The sequence below is a fragment of the Streptococcus sp. 116-D4 genome (assembly GCF_009731465.1).
In the GTDB taxonomy this organism is placed as follows: Bacteria; Bacillota; Bacilli; order Lactobacillales; family Streptococcaceae; genus Streptococcus; species Streptococcus pseudopneumoniae_E.
Genome location: NZ_AP021887.1, coordinates 237,032 through 254,281, shown reverse-complemented (window position 1 = coordinate 254,281; position 17,250 = coordinate 237,032). Strand labels below are relative to the sequence as shown.

At 42.1% G+C, this 17,250-nt stretch carries 12 protein-coding genes, 2 tRNA genes and 1 pseudogene; 7 read left to right on the top strand and 8 right to left on the bottom strand.

The genetic code is table 11. From position 1 onward, the window contains the following. Positions 1 to 190 precede the first annotated feature (190 nt). The 5 genes from UKS_RS01315 to UKS_RS01295 all read left to right on the top strand — a co-directional run bounded on the left by UKS_RS01315 (position 191) and on the right by UKS_RS01295 (position 5,235). Complete coding sequence (locus tag UKS_RS01315; protein ID WP_156011446.1) at positions 191 to 1,003, top strand: Cof-type HAD-IIB family hydrolase; 813 nt, start codon at positions 191 to 193, stop codon at positions 1,001 to 1,003. A gap of 224 nt (positions 1,004 to 1,227) precedes the next feature. Continuing rightward, a complete protein-coding gene (adhP, locus tag UKS_RS01310; protein ID WP_156011445.1) occupies positions 1,228 to 2,247 on the top strand; it encodes an alcohol dehydrogenase AdhP in 1,020 nt (339 codons plus the stop codon). Between the two features lie 234 nt (positions 2,248 to 2,481). Further along, complete coding sequence (locus UKS_RS01305; RefSeq protein WP_049496144.1) at positions 2,482 to 3,471, top strand: PTS sugar transporter subunit IIB; 990 nt, start codon at positions 2,482 to 2,484, stop codon at positions 3,469 to 3,471. 25 nt (positions 3,472 to 3,496) lie between these two features. Next, positions 3,497 to 4,300, top strand: a complete 804-nt coding sequence (locus tag UKS_RS01300) for a PTS mannose/fructose/sorbose transporter subunit IIC (protein WP_156011444.1) — start codon at positions 3,497 to 3,499, stop codon at positions 4,298 to 4,300. A gap of 23 nt (positions 4,301 to 4,323) precedes the next feature. Beyond that, positions 4,324 to 5,235 (top strand): PTS system mannose/fructose/sorbose family transporter subunit IID, encoded by a 912-nt coding sequence (locus UKS_RS01295; protein ID WP_049496149.1) that lies wholly within the window; start codon positions 4,324 to 4,326, stop codon positions 5,233 to 5,235. 341 nt (positions 5,236 to 5,576) lie between these two features. On the opposite strand, the gene pepC is transcribed toward UKS_RS01295, so the two are convergent. From pepC to UKS_RS01265, 6 genes are all read right to left on the bottom strand, one after another. Next, the gene (gene pepC, locus UKS_RS01290) at positions 5,577 to 6,911 is read right to left on the bottom strand and encodes an aminopeptidase C (RefSeq protein ID WP_156011443.1); all 1,335 of its coding nucleotides are present in this window, start codon (positions 6,909 to 6,911) and stop codon (positions 5,577 to 5,579) included. Between the two features lie 106 nt (positions 6,912 to 7,017). Further along, on the bottom strand, positions 7,018 to 7,740 hold the full coding sequence (locus UKS_RS01285) for a pseudouridine synthase (RefSeq protein ID WP_156011442.1): 723 nt from the start codon (positions 7,738 to 7,740) through the stop codon (positions 7,018 to 7,020). Positions 7,741 to 8,010: 270 nt separating this feature from the next. Next, positions 8,011 to 8,241 carry a GlsB/YeaQ/YmgE family stress response membrane protein gene (locus UKS_RS01280; RefSeq protein WP_000901570.1) on the bottom strand — a complete coding sequence of 77 codons (231 nt, stop codon included), beginning with the start codon at positions 8,239 to 8,241 and terminating at the stop codon, positions 8,011 to 8,013. Between the two features lie 9 nt (positions 8,242 to 8,250). Beyond that, a complete protein-coding gene (locus tag UKS_RS01275; RefSeq protein WP_156011441.1) occupies positions 8,251 to 9,492 on the bottom strand; it encodes an aminopeptidase in 1,242 nt (413 codons plus the stop codon). 21 nt (positions 9,493 to 9,513) lie between these two features. Next, the gene (locus UKS_RS01270; protein WP_033679623.1) at positions 9,514 to 9,666 is read right to left on the bottom strand and encodes a hypothetical protein; all 153 of its coding nucleotides are present in this window, start codon (positions 9,664 to 9,666) and stop codon (positions 9,514 to 9,516) included. 23 nt (positions 9,667 to 9,689) lie between these two features. Further along, positions 9,690 to 14,081 (bottom strand): PolC-type DNA polymerase III, encoded by a 4,392-nt coding sequence (locus UKS_RS01265; RefSeq protein ID WP_156011440.1) that lies wholly within the window; start codon positions 14,079 to 14,081, stop codon positions 9,690 to 9,692. A gap of 216 nt (positions 14,082 to 14,297) precedes the next feature. Here UKS_RS01265 and UKS_RS01260 point away from each other — a divergent pair. Further along, positions 14,298 to 15,578: pseudogene (locus UKS_RS01260) on the top strand (ISL3 family transposase). A gap of 98 nt (positions 15,579 to 15,676) precedes the next feature. Further along, positions 15,677 to 16,933 carry an ISL3 family transposase gene (locus UKS_RS01255; RefSeq protein WP_156011439.1) on the top strand — a complete coding sequence of 419 codons (1,257 nt, stop codon included), beginning with the start codon at positions 15,677 to 15,679 and terminating at the stop codon, positions 16,931 to 16,933. Between the two features lie 152 nt (positions 16,934 to 17,085). Here the strand turns inward: UKS_RS01255 and UKS_RS01250 are convergent. Then, a tRNA-Pro gene (locus UKS_RS01250) sits at positions 17,086 to 17,159 on the bottom strand. Between the two features lie 15 nt (positions 17,160 to 17,174). Next, positions 17,175 to 17,248 (bottom strand) — tRNA-Arg (locus tag UKS_RS01245). Positions 17,249 to 17,250: the final 2 nt, after the last annotated feature.

The following is a 17,250-nucleotide window of genomic DNA, read 5'->3' as shown; positions in this document are numbered from 1 at the left end:
TCGAAGAAAATGATATAATTTAAATTTTGTTTCGACTCTGCTTTTCTACCTGCTTTTTGTTATAATAGAAGACATCTTATGCTCAATACAAATCAAAATGCAAACTAGGAAACTAGCTACAGATAGAAGCCGACTTGGTTTGAAAAGATTTTCAAAGAGTATTATCTGGAAAGACACTAGAAAGGTCCATATGACGAAAAAAATTATTGCAGTTGACCTAGATGGCACCCTGCTCAACTCAGACAGTCAGATTTCTGACTTTACCAAAGAAACCATTAAAAAAGTTGCTGAAAAAGGGCATCAGATTATTATTACGACAGGTCGCCCTTACCGCATGTCGAAAGATTTCTACCGTGAACTAGGCTTAGACACTCCTATGATTAATTTCAACGGCTCTCTCACTCATTTGCCAGACCAAGTTTGGAACTTTGAAAAGTGTTTGACGGTAGATAAAAAATATCTGCTAGATATGGTTCAACGTTCAGAAGATATTCAAGCCGATTTTATCGCTGGAGAATATCGTAAAAAATTCTACATTACAAATCCCAATGAAGAAATTGCCAATCCTAAACTATTTGGTGTAGAAGCTTTCCAGCCTGAAGATCAATTCCAAGCTGAGTTGGTAACCAAGGATCCTAACTGTATCCTGTTTCAGACCAGAGCCAGTGACAAGTATGCCTTGGCAAAAGAAATGAATGCCTTCTACCAGCATCAACTTTCTATTAATACCTGGGGAGGCCCACTCAATATCCTTGAGTGTACTCCAAAAGGAATCAATAAAGCCTTTGCTTTGGACTACTTGCTCAAGGTAATGAACCGCGACAAAAAGGATTTGATTGCCTTTGGAGACGAACACAATGACACCGAAATGCTAGCTTTTGCTGGAAAAGGCTATGCCATGAAAAATGCTAATCCTGAGCTACTCCCTTATGCAGATGAGCAAATTTCCTTGACAAATGACCAAGACGGGGTTGCCAAAACTCTGCAAGATTTATTCTTATAGTCCATTCTGACCAGCCTGTAAGCTGGTCTTTGTGCTCTTTTCACAGTCTCATCAACCAGTTAATCGATTGTTCTACTTTTTGCTTCCAAAACCTTGGAAAAGGCTTTCTTTTGTGATATAATTCACATATAAATACAAGAGAGCTCGTCATACTCGACTCTGTTGACACAAAATCAATCCAGTCCTGTTTCTCCTGCTCTCAGTTAATATCAAGGAGGATAGCTATGAAAGCTGTTGTTGTAAATCCAGAAAGCACTGGTGTTTCTGTTGAAGAAAAAGTACTCCGTCCACTTGAAACTGGGGAAGCACTTGTAGAAATTGAATATTGTGGTGTTTGCCACACTGACCTCCACGTTGCCCATGGTGACTTTGGTCAAGTACCAGGACGTGTTCTAGGACATGAAGGTGTTGGTATCGTTAAGGAAATTGCCCCAGATGTAAAAAGTCTTAAAGTCGGCGACCGCGTCAGCGTTGCTTGGTTCTTTGAAGGATGTGGAACTTGCGAATACTGTACAACTGGTCGCGAAACTCTTTGCCGTACAGTGAAAAATGCAGGCTACTCAGTAGACGGTGGTATGGCTGAACAATGTATTGTAACTGCAGACTATGCTGTTAAAGTTCCTGATGGACTTGATCCAGCCCAAGCTTCTTCTATCACTTGTGCTGGCGTAACTACCTATAAAGCTATTAAAGAAGCAAAAGTTGAACCAGGCCAATGGGTTGTCCTTTACGGTGCTGGTGGACTTGGTAACCTAGCTGTTCAATACGCTAAAAAAGTATTCAATGCTCATGTTATCGCAGTTGATATCAACAATGACAAACTGGCCCTTGCAAAAGAAGTAGGCGCTGACATTGTTATTAATGGCCTCGAAGTTGAAGATGTACCTGGACTCATCAAGGAAAAAACTGATGGAGGTGCTCATTCAGCTGTCGTAACTGCTGTGTCTAAAGTTGCCTTCAACCAGGCTGTTGACTCAGTTCGTGCCGGTGGTCGCGTAGTCGCTGTTGGTCTTCCTTCTGAAATGATGGAACTCAGCATCGTCAAAACCGTTCTAGATGGAATCCAAGTCATCGGTTCTCTTGTTGGAACTCGTAAAGACTTGGAAGAAGCCTTCCAATTCGGTGCAGAAGGTTTGGTAGTTCCAGTTGTCCAAAAACGTCCAGTAGAAGATGCCGTAGCCATTTTCGACGAAATGGAAAAAGGTCAAATCCAAGGACGTATGGTACTCGACTTCACCCACTAATCTAATAGAAACCTATTTTAAAAGTTGGAAGAAACTTCCAACTTTTTTATATTAAATTTTTAAATATGGCTTCAGGATTATCTCTCAAAAAACCGAATATGTCAACGCTTACAAAGAAAAGCTTTTTCTTTTTTTATGTTAAATAGTTGCTTTTTACATGAAAACGGTTTATACTTATTTAGTCTTAAAGTTTTCTTAAATGAAAACTAGAACAAAAAAGGAGGAATGACAATAATGAGTATCGGAATCATTATTGCGAGTCACGGCGAATTTGCTGCGGGTATTCATCAGTCAGGATCTATGATCTTTGGTGAACAAGAAAAGGTTCAAGTTGTAACCTTTATGCCAAATGAAGGTCCTGATGATCTATACGCTAAGTTTAATAACGCTGTTGCTGCATTTGACGCAGAAGATGAGGTTTTAGTTTTGGCTGACCTTTGGAGTGGATCTCCATTCAACCAAGCTAGCCGCGTGATGGGAGAAAATCCTGAGCGTAAGTTTGCCATCATCACAGGACTTAATTTACCGATGTTAATTCAAGCCTACACAGAGCGCCTCATGGACGCTGCTGCAGGTGTAGAAAAAGTCGCTGCGAATATTATTAAAGAAGCCAAAGATGGCATCAAAGCTCTTCCAGAAGAGCTAAATCCAGTTGAGGAAGTAGCAAGTGCTACAGCTGCTCCAGTTGCCCAAGCTGCTATCCCAGAAGGAACTGTTATCGGAGACGGTAAATTGAAAATCAATCTTGCCCGTCTTGACACACGTCTCCTTCACGGTCAAGTTGCAACTGCTTGGACTCCAGACTCAAAAGCAGATCGTATCATCGTTGCTTCAGATAGCGTAGCCAAAGACGATCTTCGTAAAGAATTGATTAAACAAGCGGCTCCAGGTAAAGTGAAAGCAAACGTTGTTCCTATCCAAAAACTAATTGAGGTTGCTAAAGATCCTCGTTTTGGTCAAACACATGCCCTTATCTTGTTTGAAACACCACAAGATGCCCTTCGTGCCATCGAAGGAGGCGTGCCAATCAAGACTCTAAACGTAGGGTCAATGGCTCACTCAACTGGTAAAACAATGGTCAACAACGTATTGTCTATGGACAAAGACGACGTTGCTACATTTGAAAAAATGCGTGACCTCGGTGTTGAATTTGACGTACGTAAAGTACCAAACGACACCAAAAAAGATTTGTTTGACTTGATTAAAAAAGCAAACGTGCAATAATCTATTTTATGAAAGGATTTTAAAGATGTCTATTATTTCTATGGTCTTAGTAGTCGCTGTAGCCTTCCTAGCAGGTCTTGAAGGTATCCTCGACCAATTCCAATTCCATCAACCAATCGTAGCTTGTACCCTTATCGGGCTTGTTACTGGTAACCTTGAAGCAGGGATTATCCTTGGTGGTTCTCTTCAAATGATCGCCCTTGGTTGGGCTAACATCGGAGCTGCCGTAGCTCCTGACGCTGCTCTTGCTTCTGTTGCTGCTGCCATTATCATGGTTCTTGGTGGCGACTTTACGAAGACAGGTATCGGTGTTGCCCAAGCGGTTGCTATTCCTCTTGCGGTTGCTGGTCTATTCTTGACTATGATTGTCCGTACACTCTCTGTCGGATTGGTTCACACTGCTGATGCTGCTGCTAAAAAAGGTGACTTCAAAGCAGTTGAACGTGCTCACTTTATCGCACTTCTTCTTCAAGGTCTTCGTATTGCAGTCCCTGCAGCACTTCTTCTAATGGTACCAACTGAAACTGTACAAAGCATTCTAAATGCTATGCCTGATTGGCTCAAAGATGGTATGGCTATCGGTGGTGGTATGGTTGTTGCTGTTGGTTACGCTATGGTTATCAACATGATGGCAACGCGTGAAGTATGGCCATTCTTCGCTATTGGTTTCGTCCTTGCTGCCGTGTCAGATATCACTCTAATCGGATTTGGTGCTATCGGTGTTGCTATCGCTCTTATCTACCTTCACCTTTCTAAAACTGGTGGAAATGGTGGCGGAGGAGCCGCAACGTCTAACGACCCAATCGGCGATATCCTAGAAGACTACTAAGATAAGAAAGGACTGAAAACATCATGACTGAAAAACTTCAATTAACTAAATCAGATCGTAAAAAAGTTTGGTGGCGTTCAACTTTCTTACAAGGTTCTTGGAACTATGAACGTATGCAAAACTTGGGTTGGGCTTACTCATTAATTCCAGCTCTTAAAAAACTCTACACTAAAAAAGAAGATCAAATCTCTGCTCTTGAACGCCATCTTGAGTTCTTCAACACTCACCCATACGTAGCCGCTCCAATCATGGGGGTTACTCTTGCACTTGAAGAAGAACGTGCTAACGGTGTTGAAATCGATGATGCTGCTATCCAAGGGGTTAAAATCGGTATGATGGGACCTCTTGCAGGTATCGGTGATCCAGTATTCTGGTTTACAGTACGCCCAATCCTTGGATCACTCGGTGCTTCACTTGCCCTTACTGGTAATATCTTAGGTCCAATCCTATTCTTCGTTCTTTGGAACTTGATTCGTATGTCATTCTTGTGGTATACACAAGAGATTGGATACAAGGCTGGATCAGAAATCACTAAAGATATGTCTGGCGGTATCCTTCAAGACATCACTAAAGGAGCTTCTATCCTTGGTATGTTCATTCTTGCTGTCCTTGTTCAACGTTGGGTAAATATTACATTTGCTTTCGATGTTGCCAAAGTTCAACTAGATGAAAAGGCTTATATCCATTGGGATAAATTGCCAGAAGGATATAAAGGTATCCAAGAAGCATTCGCACAAGTAGGACAAGGATTGTCTCAAACACCTGAAAAAGTTACTACTTTCCAACAAAACTTGGATATGTTGATTCCTGGACTATCAGGACTACTCCTTACTTTCCTTTGCATGTACTTGCTTAAGAAAAAAGTATCTCCAATCACTATTATCCTTGCACTCTTCGCAGTGGGTATTGTGGCACATGTTCTTCACATCATGTAATCAAGCAACCTAAAAGGAACCAGGTTCTAAACCTGATTCCTTTTTTTATGCTTTTATACTCAATGAAAATCAAAGAGCAAACTAGAAAGCTATCCGCAGGTTGCTCAAAGCACTACTTTGAGGGTGCAGATAAAACTGACGAAGTCAGCTCAAAACACTGTTTTGAGGGTGCAGATAGAACTGACGAAGTCAGCTAAAAGAACTGCTTTGAGGTTGTGGATAGAACTGACGAAGTCAGCTCAAAACACTGTTTTGAGGTTGTAGATAAAACTGACGAAGTCAGTAACATATACCTACGGAAAGGCGAAGCTGACGTGGTTTAAAGAGATTTTCGAAGAGTATTATTCTGCCAAGGCTCCCATTGGATCCCATGGTGCAAGCACAATTGGTTCTGCTTCATAGGCAACTCGTTCTTCTTCTGTTAGCAATTCTTTGCGGACAACAATCTGGTAGGTATATTCATCCATCCAAGCGTCTGAGGCAACAAAGTAACCATCGGTACCAACCTTGTCTCCCCAAGAGTTTTCAACCTTCCACTTAGTTGATTTCCCATTTTCATCCAAATCAACACCAGTCAAGACCATAGCGTGGGTCATCAAGCTTTCGCTGTAGTCCAAACGTCCTGCCTTGTCTTGAGTGAGTTGAATATCCATGCTTGATTCAAAGTCATAAACATCTGTCGCAAGGATTCCAGCTTTGCGGTTGCTGAGCTGACCAACATCTGAACCAAACCAAACAGTCTCTCCTGCCTGCATTTGGGCAATGGCCAATTCTTTCAAGCGCTCCATCGGCACGTTGATGTATCGAACTGCACGGCTACCAACGACATTGCCCAACATCTCAACTGTGTAAGATTTGCCGTAAGGCTTGTCAGCAGTTGGAGCATTGATCACAGAAACATAGTCTTCTAGTGGAAGGTCAACGTATTTCTTGTAAAACTCTTGTGGAGTGATGCCTTTTTCGCTTTGGTAGTTGTTATCCTTATCACGATAAGCAAAGTCGAATTGACGTGGTGGAAGTCCTAGTGACATAGCAAGGAAGTTAAAGATTTCTTGCAAGAGGTCTTCTTTTTTAGCTTGAACAGCTGCTTGATCTGCACCAGAAGCCAAGAGGTCACGCAAGATTTGAGCATCTTGACGAAGCAATTTGTTAAGGATGGCATTGAGCTCACGGCTACTGCTAGATGAAACAGATTCAGGATAAACTGACTTAGGCACGACACCGTATTTCTCAAAGAGGGCAACGACCATATCCCACTGACCACCATCTTGTTGAGGAGTTTGGAGTAGGAAACTAACCTTACGGCTCGTCAAGTCTTGGTCTGCGGTCGCAATGACTTGCTCCAAGAACCAGTTGGATTTCTCATACTTGTCCCAGAAAAAGGTGTGAGCTTGTGACAGTTCAAAGTTCTCCAATTTGTATTGTGAGATGAGTTTGTGGCGGAAAGTGTTGAGAGCAGCAAACATCCAGCAACGACCAGAAGCCTTCTGGTTAGTGACCTTGTCCTTAGTCAAATCAAGTGAGAAAACTGGTGTGTTGTCTACATGACTTTGACGACGCTCGAGGGCTGCAAAAATCCCGTTGTGGCTAGCAGCATTTTCGATAGCTTGGTATTTAACATTTGCTTCATAGTTGGCAAATAACTTATCTGTAAATGATTCTTGAATCGCGTTCATAGATTCCTCCTTTTATTCTACAGTCTATTATAACGCTTTTCACAAAGGAAGCAACCAAAAATCGAAAAAGGTAGAAATATTTCCCTACCTTTTCCTATTATCCAGTTTAGTGAACACTCTCAAGCAAGCCTTCTAGTTCTTCCTTGCTTAAGCGACGCCATTCTCCACGTTTCAAATCCTCGTCCAAGGTCAAAGTTCCCATGGTCAGACGTTGCAAGTCCACCACTTCCTTACCACAGTAGGCTACCATGCGTTTAACCTGGTGGAATTTTCCTTCGGCATTGGTCACTCGGACCAGGCTTTCTTCCTTTTCCGTATCAACAGACACAAGCTCCAGCTTAGCAGGCTGACAGGTAAAGTCTTTGAGCGGAATGCCCTGAGCAAATTTCTCTACATCCTCTTGGGTCATAATTCCCTCGACCTGCACCAAGTAAGTCTTGTCCACATGACGCTTAGGTGAAAGAAGAGCATGGGCAAGCTTTCCGTCATTGGTCAGGAGCAGGAGGCCATGTGTGTCAATATCCAAGCGTCCTACTGGGAAAACTTCCTTGGCACGTGCATAGTCATCCAACAAATCCAACACAGTCTTATGTTTAGGATCTTCAGTCGCTGAGATAACACCCTGGGGCTTGTTCATCATATAGTAAACAAACTCCTCGTAGTCTAGCTTTTGCCCGTCAAAACAAATCTCGTCTGTCTCTTCATTGATTTGCAGCTTGGCAGATTTTTCTTTTTTGCCATTGACCGTCACGCGCCCAGCCTTGAGCAAGTTTTTGACCTCAGTCCGACTCCCGACAGCACAGGCAACTAAAAATTTATCTAATCTCATAGAACTATTATATCATACTCAAAAGGAGGCTGTCTCAATGATCAACCTCCTTTTCGTTTCATACTCTTCAAAAATCTCTTCAAACCGCGTCAACGTCGCCTTTCCGTAGGTATATGTTACTGACTTCGTCAGTTCTATCTACAACCTCAAAACAGTGTTTTGAGCTGACTTCGTCAGTTCTATCTACAACCTCAAAGCAGTGCTTTGAGCAACCTGCGGCTAGTTTCCTAGTTTGCTCTTTGATTTTCATTGAGTATCAGATTTAAGAAATTAACTTCCTCGTCTCCAGAAAATCGCTAAGACAATCATGGAACCTAGTACTGCCGGAATAATGGCAGTTTCTGCTATTATCGGTCCCCAAGTCCCAAAAAGCAAATGGCCTATAAAGGCACCAATCCATCCTAGAAACATTTTTCCAAAACATCCCATTCGCTCTCCACGATTGGTCAGAGTACCTGCTAAAAATCCCACTAGGAGACCAACGAACATACTTCCTAACATATTATCTCCTTAATTTGCCCAATCTCCGTTACGGAAGAGTGGTACACGTGTCCCATCCTCACGGATACCATCGATATCCATTTGGTTAGAACCAATCATAAAGTCCACGTGAACATCTGAACGGTTAAGCCCCGCAGCTTCAAGCTCCTCTTCGCTCATCTCCGCTCCACCAACTACGCTAGTTGCATAGGCTGCACCGATAGCCAAGTGATTTGACGCATTCTCATCGAAAAGGGTATTAAAGAAGGTAATGCCTGACTGAGAAATTGGACTTGGATCTGGCACCAAGGCACATTCACCTAAGGCACGCGCACCCGCATTTTCAAAGACAAGATCTTTCATGACCTGATCACCCTTCTCAGCAGTGATATCTACGATTTGTCCACCCTTAAAGGTCACCTTAATACCTTCAATGATATTTCCGTTATAGCTAAGCGGTTTTGTAGAAGTAACATAACCATCTGCGCGACGAAAATCAGGAGCTGTAAAGACTTCTTCTGTCGGCATATTTGGCAAGAATCCTTCGCCTTGCGCATTGATAGCACCAGCTGATTCCCAAACATGGTTCTTCGGCAAACCAAGGGTCAAATCTGTCCCTGGAGCTGTGTAGTGAAGGGCTGAGAATTGTTCTTTATTAAGCATATCGGCCCTGCTTTTCAAGATAGCTGCATGCTCTTCCCAAGCCTTAACAGGATCTTCTTCGTAGACACGGCAAGTTTTGAATATTTGGTCCCAAAGGAGATCAACTGCTTCTTCGTCGCTCGCAGCATTTGGAAAGACTCTCTTAGCCCACTCAAGTCCCGCAGCGGCTGCTACAGTCCAACTAACCTTGTTGGATTGAGTTGCGATACGCATTGGCTTCATGGCAAGTCCCATCGCTTTAGCAGAAGCTGAAAGCTTGTCAGCATCCACTCCGTTCAAGGCACCTGGATCAGATGAACGAACTCCAAGACGGCTAGCCTTGTTCTCCAAAAGATAGTTCATCTCAGCAATCTTGTATTCTGGCACATTGTCCAGACGCTTCATCGGAGCATGGAGGAATTTCTCACGGTTAATAACATCATCTGTCCACTGAACGATAACCTCGTGCGCACCCAAAGTATAAGCTTCTTTGACGATTAAGTGAGCCAACTCACGTTGCTCCACATCGATAGAGAGAGCCAAAGTGTGACCAGGTTGCACATTGATTCCATTTGCAACTAAAAGCTTAGCGTATTTTTCTAGATTTTCTTTAAAATTTGGTAAAACCATGTAATTTTCTCTTTTCTATTTTTATTTTTCTTTCAAAGCAGAAAGTAGCCCTGCTAGTGCAATAGTACCTGACAAGAGTGCTGTTGATAGAAGAATTGTCTGGTCAGCAAGTTCCAATTGATATTCAAACACCTTCTCAGCCGGCTTGTCTTCCGCAAAAATTCTTAGTTTCATCAAAAGCCCTCCGTTACTAGCACTTAAAACAAATCATCAAACAAACTCAACTGGTTATCCTCTGGCATATTGCCGAGAATGCCCATTTCATCCATCTTTTCAACCAAGGTTGATGAGAGCCCACCACGCTTGCGTAGTTCTGTTTTAGAGAGGAATTCTCCCTCTTCACGCGCTCGCACCAACTGCTTAGCAACGTTCTCTCCCAGACCATCCATAGCGACAAATGGTGGGATGAGGGTATCCCCATCGATAAGGAACTCTGTCGCCTGACTACGGTAGAGATCGAGTTTTCCAAACTTGAAACCACGCTCCCACATCTCATTGACAATCTCAAGAGTTGTATAAAGATCAATTTCTACATTAGAGGCTTCATTGTTCTTCCGTTTTTCAGAGATTTCTTCCATTCTGCGTTTGATGGCATCCAAGCCCGCACCCATAGTCTTGATATCAAAGGCCTTGGCGCGGATGGAGAAGTAAGCACAGTAATAATAAATGGGATGATGAACCTTGAAGTAAGCTACACGCAAGGCCATCATAACGTAGGCTGCCGCATGGGCTTTAGGGAACATGTACTTGATTTTCCCACAGGACTCAATATACCACTCTGGCACCTTATTAGCCTTCATAGCTTCGATATAGCCATTTCTCTCTTCTTCAGAAATCTTGAGCCACAAGCCCTTACGTACCCGTTCCATGATAGTAAAGGCCATCTTAGGCTCGAGGCCAGCATGCATGAGGTAAACCATGATGTCGTCTCGACAACCGATAACGGTTGATAGATCCGCAATCCCTTGTTTAATCAAATCCTGGGCATTGCCTAGCCAAACGTCAGTACCGTGGGACAGTCCAGACAACTGAAGCAATTCTGCAAAAGTCGTCGGATGCGTTTCATCTACCATGCCTCGTACAAAGTTGGTTCCAAACTCTGGAATCCCCAGCATGCCTGTCGGAGTTCCGATTTGTTCAGGAGTCACACCTAGCACATCAGTCCCAGAAAAGAGGGCCATCACGCCTTCGTCATCCATAGGGATTTCATTAGGATCAATCCCAGACAAGTCCTGGAGTTTTCGAATCATGGTCGGATCATCATGTCCCAGCACATCGAGTTTGAGGACGTTCTCATCGATATCATGGAAGTTAAAGTGGGTGGTCTGCCATTCAGCCGTCACGTCATCTGCTGGATACTGGACAGGCGTAAAGTCGTAGACATCCATGTAGTTAGGAATAACAACGATTCCCCCTGGGTGTTGTCCAGTAGTTCGTTTGACACCAGCAGCACCTTGAGCGAGGCGTTCTACCTCTGCATCACGATAAAACTTGCCATAATCTCGCTCGTAACCCTTGACAAATCCATAAGCAGTCTTGGCAGCCACCGTACCAACCGTTCCTGCACGGAAGGCATATTCCTCACCAAAGATATCACGCACATCCAAGTGAGCGCTTGGTTGATCTTCTCCCGAGAAGTTCAAGTCAATATCGGGAACCTTGTCTCCATCAAAACCAAGGAAGGTCTCGAACGGAATATCTTGCCCATTTTTGCTGAGTTTGTGACCACAGTTTGGACAGTCCTTATTGGGCATATCAAATCCTGAACCGTACGAACCATCGGTGATAAACTCACTGTACTGACACTGACCACAGACATAGTGAGGAGAGAGAGGATTGACCTCCGTAATCCCAATCATGGTCGCAACGAAACTAGATCCGACAGATCCACGAGAACCCACTAAGTAACCCCGTTCATTGGAACGTTGCACCAGCATCTGCGATGCTAGATAAATCACAGCAAATCCATTCCCCAGTATGGATGTTAATTCCTTTTCAATCCGCAAATCAACAATATCTGGCAGGGGATTTCCATAAATCTCAAAAGCTTTCTTATAGGTCAACTCAGCGACCGTTTCTTCCGCCTTATCAATGAAAGGCGTGTACAAGTCACCCTTAACCACCTCAACAGGTTCAAAAATTTCTGCCAAAGCATTAGGATTTTCAATCACCAATTTCCGAGCTAATTCCTCTCCCAAGAAGGCAAATTCATCCAACATCTCATTAGTCGTTCTAAAATGAGCTTTTGGAAGAGGAGCGGGTTGAGCATGTTCCCCATGACCGATTGTCCGGTTAATTATCGCTCCCTGTCCCAAACTACGGACAATAATTTCACGGTAAATCTCTTCTTCTGGTTCAATATAGTGAACATTTCCCGTAGCTAGAACAGGCTTACCAAGACGGTCGCCGACCTCTATCAAACTCTTGATAATAGTATGGAGTTCCTCCATATCCTTGATCTGCTCCTTGGCAATCAAGGGAGCATAGATAGCTGGAGGCATAACCTCGATAAAGTCATAATACTTGGCCACTTCAACTGCCGCATCCACACCTTGAGAAACGACGGCTTCAAAAACCTCACCTTCTGCACAGGCTGATCCTAAAATCAAGCCCTCCCTATGGGCATCTAGAACCGTTCTCGGAATTCGTGGCACCCCTTCAAAGTACTTGGTATTGGACAAAGAAACCAGTTTAAAGATATTCTTCAGCCCTACCTGATTCTTGACATAAATGGTCGCATGCTTGATCCGAGCTTTTTTATAAGAGTCTGGACTGATCAAATCAATGTTGAGTCTAGCTAAATCGGTCACACCATGTTTTTCTGCTACTTCTTTGATAAAAATAAAGAGCAGACGACCAGTCGCTTCCGCATCGTAATTGGCCATATGGTGATGTTCCAAGGCCACACCAAACCTCTTGGTCAAAGGTCCCAAACCATGACGTTTATACTCAGGATAGAGGTTTCTAGCAAACTCCAGCGTATCAATAACCGGCTGACTAATCTTTGGCAGACCATGACGCTCATAATTGGCATTCATAAAGCCAACGTCAAAGGTCGCATTGTGGGCAACTAGTACCGTAGCTTTACAAAATTCTTGGAATGCTTGCAAAACTTGTTTCAGTGGCTTGGCATTTTTGACATGGTCATCTGTAATTCCAGTCAACTCAGTAGTAAAAGCTGACAAGGGATGCCCAGGATTGATAAATTCATCAAATTCGGCAATGACATTCCCCTTGTACATCTTAGAGGCCGCAACCTGAATCAAGTCATTATAGATGGCTGATAGCCCCGTTGTTTCCACGTCAAAGACCACATAGGTTGCTTCGGACAAGTCCATCCCCACTTCGTTATAGACGATAGGGACACGGTCCTCCACGATATTGGCTTCCATACCATAGATCAGCTGGATTCCCGCTTTCTTAGCCGCCTTATAGCCATGTGGGAAGGACTGGACATTCCCATGGTCCGTGATGGCAACCGCCTTGTGTCCCCACTTAGCAGCTGTCGCAACGATTTCTTCTACCTCTGGTAGAGCATCCATGGTCGACATATTAGTATGAGCATGAAACTCGACCCGACGCTCACCTTCTGGCATCAAATCCTTCCGCTCATAGTGAACAACTTCCTGCACATCCTGCACATTCATAGTCAAATCGCGTGTGAAGTTATTCATCTCCACATTCCCACGCACTCGGAGCCAAGAATTTTTCTTAATTAGATCAAATTTCTGAGCCTCTTCCTCGTTCTTAACCCACTTTTGCATCGAAAAACTTGAAGTGTAATCTGTCATTTTAAAGTTGATCAAAACACGCCCTGTTCTGGTCACTTTTTGCTCCACATCAAAAACAACCCCTTCAAAGACAAGACGATTTTCCTCCGTCGTGACTTCAATCATAGGAGTAATCTCCGCCTTGTCCAGCTTTGGTTTAGCTGCAGCTTTTTTCGCCTGAAAATCAAAGGTTGGTTTCTCTTCCGCTGGAGGAGGTGCCATCTCTTCCAGTTGTTTCATAGCACGGAGCGCTTCCTCATTTGCAGCTTGAACAATCTGCTCATTTTCAGCATGAAAAGCCTCTTCCTGCACCTGGGTCAGAATATCATTCTTCTCTACCTGACAGTTAAAAGTTGGAAAACCAAACTTTTCAAGTTGTTTAGCTAAATTAGGAAGATGATTCTTCTTAAAATGTTCCTTATCAATCGCCTCAGAACCTTCAATAAAGAGTTGATTGCCCTCAGCACGAACTTGCAAATTCTGATAAAGTGACTTAAAACCTTGACTAGCACATGGCCCTTCAGAAAAAGCCTCTTTATAATAGGCCTGCAAAAGTTGATTTGAAAATTCTTGAGACAGAGCCTTGATTTCGAAAACAGCTTTATTGCCTGTCTTAGAAAATTCCTCACACAAACCTTTCTTTAATTCTAAAAAGATTTCAATTGGTAAAATATTAGAAAATACGAAATGAAACTCCCATACCTTACTAATTTTATGAACCACCACTCGCTCAATATCAGCCTGCGCTAAAGCAGGAGCCTGTCTCATCTCAGCAGGCATCCCCAGTTGATTCATCAAAATTTCAAAATTGTTTGACATTCATTTTCCTCACATTATTCTCCTACTATTTTACCATATTTAGAAAAATATATAGATAGTATTTTTCCTTAAAAAATGCTACTTTTAACAAAAGGCTCTATAATATTTGTAGTGGGTAAATCCTCTATAGATATTATGGAGCCTATTTTGTGTAGAAAAAAAGTCCCATATCATCTATAATGAAAAGCGACAAAACAACTCATTAGAAAGAATCATATGGAACAATTGCATTTTATCACAAAACTACTCGATATTAAAGACCCAAACATCAAAATTCTAGATATCATCAATAGGGGTACCCACAAAGAAATCACCGCTAAACTGGATTATGAGACCCCATCTTGCCCTAATTACGGAAGTCAAATGAAGAAATATGACTTCCAAAAACCTTCGAAAATTCCTTACCTTGAAACAACTGGTATGCCTACTAGAATTCTCCATAGAAAGCGTCGATTCAAGTGCTATCAGTGCTCTAAAATGATGGTGGCTGAGACTCCTCTAGTAAAGAAAAATCAGCAAATCCCTCGTATCATCAACCAAAAGATTGCGCAAAAGTTGATTGAAAAGACTTCTATGACTGATATTGCTCATCAGCTTGGCATTTCAACTTCAACTGTCATTCGCAAGCTCAATGACTTCCGTTTTAAGCATGATCTTTCTCGTCTTCCTGAAATTATGTCCTGGGAAGTTGAAACAGTCAGGGGAGTGACTGTTTCAATCGGGAGATGAAGATGAGTTTCATTGCGCAAGATTTTGATAATCTTAATATTATCACTGTTCTTGAGAGCAGAATACAAGCTGTCATTCGAAATCACTTTCTTCGCTACGATAGAGCCGTTCGTTGTCAGGTGAAAATCATTACGATGGATATGTTTAGCCCTTACTCTGACTTGGCTAGACAGCTTCGCTTTCAAATTTCTAGGCTCAGGCTAAAACAGTCCACTGGACTGTTTTACTCCAACATCTTAGCCGTGTCATGAGTCGTGTGCGCGTCCAAATCATGAATCAGTTTGAGCGAAAATCCCATGAATACAAGGATATCAAGCGTTACTGGAAACTCATCCAACAATGTAGTCGAAAACTTAGCGATAAACGATTTTTTCGCTCTACTTTTCGTATGCACTTGACCAACAAAGAGATTCTAGACAAGCTTTTGAACTATTCAGAAGACTTAAAAACCGCTATCATCTCTATCAGCTCTTGACTTTTCACTTTCAGAATAAGGAGCCTGACAAATTTTTTGGACTTATTAGGAAAATCTGAAGTAAGCTCATCCAATCTTTCAGACTGTTTTTAAAACCTTCCTCAAGTATATAGAAAAGATTGTCAAAGCTCTTCAATTACCTTATTCCAACGACAAATTAGAAGCCACCAATAATCTCATCTAATCTCATCAAACGAAATACCTTTGGATTTCGGAACTTTGACAACTTTAAAAAACGGATTTTTATTGCTCTGAACATCAAAAAAGGGCTCTATAATATTTGTAGTGGGTAAATCCCCTATAGATATTATGGAGCCTATTTTGTTGTAGAAAAAAAGTCCCATATGAGCTATAATGAAAAGCGTTCAAACAACTCATTAGAAAGATTCATATGGAACAATTACATTTTATCACAAAACTGCTCGATATCAAAGACCCTAATATCCAATTTATGGATATCATCAATAGGGTTACTCACAAAGAAATCATCGCTAAACTGGACTACGATGCTCCATCTTGCCCTGAGTGCGGAAGTCAAATGAAGAAATATGATTTTCAAAAACCATCGAAAATTCCTTACCTTGAAACGACTGGTATGCCTACTAGAATTCTCCTTAGAAAGCGTCGATTCAAGTGCTATCAGTGCTCGAAAATGATGGTCGCTGAGAGCTCTCTCGTCAAGAAAAATCACCAAATTCCTCGTATTATCAACCAAAAAATTGCGCAAAAGTTGATTGAAAAGACTTCTATGACCGATATTGCCCATCAGCTTTCCATTTCAACTTCAACTGTCATTCGAAAACTCAATGACTTCCACTTTGAGTGTAACTTTAGACATCTGCCTGAGATTATGTCTTGGGATGAGTATGCCTTCACTAAGGGCAAAATGAGTTTCATTGCGCAAGATTTTGATAAGCTCAATATCATCACTGTTCTTGAAGGCAGAACACAAGCTATCATTCGAAATCACTTTCTTAAATATGATAGAGTCGTTCGATGTCGAGTGAAAATCATTACGATGGATATGTTTAGTCCTTACTATGACTTGGCTAAACAGCTTTTTCCAAACGCTAAAATCGTTCTCGACCGCTTTCACATTGTCCAACATCTCAGCCGTGCTATGAGTCGTGTCCGTGTTCAAATCATGAATCAATTTGAGCAAAAATCCCATGAATACAAAGCCATCAAACGTTACTGGAAGCTCATTCAACAGGATAGTCGTAAACTGAGTGATAAACGGTTTTATCGTCCTACTTTTCGCATGCACTTAACGAATAAAGAGATTCTAGACAAGCTTTTGAGCTATTCAGAAGACTTGAAACACCACTATAATCTTTATCAACTCTTGCTTTTTCACTTTCAGAACAAGGAACCTGACAAATTTTTTGGACTCATTGAGGACAATCTAAAGCAGGTTCATCCTCTTTTTCAGACTGTCTTTAAAACCTTTCTAAAGGATAAAGAGAAGATTGTCAACGCTCTTCAATTACCCTATTCCAACGCCAAATTAGAAGCGACTAATAATCTCGTTAAACTTATCAAACGAAATGCATTTGGGTTTCGGAACTTTGAAAACTTCAAAAAACGGATTTTTATCGCTCTCAATATCAAAAAAGAAAGGACGAAATCCGTCCTTTCTAGATCTTAGCTTTTCTTCAACCCACTACAGTTGACAAAGAGCCCAAAAAAGAAAGGACGAAATTTGTCCTTTCCCGAGCTTAGCTGACTTCATCCCAATACAGTTGACAAAGAAGTCATTCGTTAAATATAAAAAAACACCTTAGGTATCCAAATCATTAATCGGGAAGACAGGATTCGAACCTGCGACACCTTGGTCCCAAACCAAGTACTCTACCAAGCTGAGCTACTTCCCGAGTTAAAAAGAAAAATGCACCCTAGAGGAGTCGAACCTCTAACCGCCTGATTCGTAGTCAGGTACTCTATCCAGTTGAGCTAAGGGTGCTC